The sequence below is a fragment of the Mesorhizobium sp. 128a genome (assembly GCF_053848025.1).
Genome location: NZ_JBSPKY010000112.1, coordinates 1 through 361 on the forward strand (window position 1 = coordinate 1; position 361 = coordinate 361).

General features: G+C 57.9%; 1 protein-coding gene. It reads left to right on the forward strand.

Annotated features, from left to right (window positions below):
• Positions 1–361: hypothetical protein (locus ACWTU9_RS33305; RefSeq protein ID WP_455862031.1), on the forward strand; the 361-nt coding region annotated here is incomplete at both ends.

Here is a 361-nt window from a genome sequence, read left to right on the forward strand (position 1 = left end):
GGCAGGCAATATCGAAGAAGCGATCAACCTTGCTCTTGCCCACATGTCTTACGCTGCGGAGTATCCCAGACTTGCGCAAGTGTCGCTGCAAGCGTTTTTGAGGGGGAAGCGCAACGATGCCGCAACGCGACTGGTCGACAACGTGGTCGCGAAGGGCAAGGCATCGCCTGAAGTTGCCGTGTTGGCCATCCGCCATTTGCTTAGCTTAGATCGGGCAGACGACGCCTACGCCTTTGCCCGCACCCTTCTAGAGGTTAACGGAAACGTTGAACCTCGTCTTGCCGAAGCGGCGGCTCGCGCTGCTCTCGCTAGCCATAGACCAATCTCGGACGCATTGGGGATCCTCGAGACGGCTAAAGAT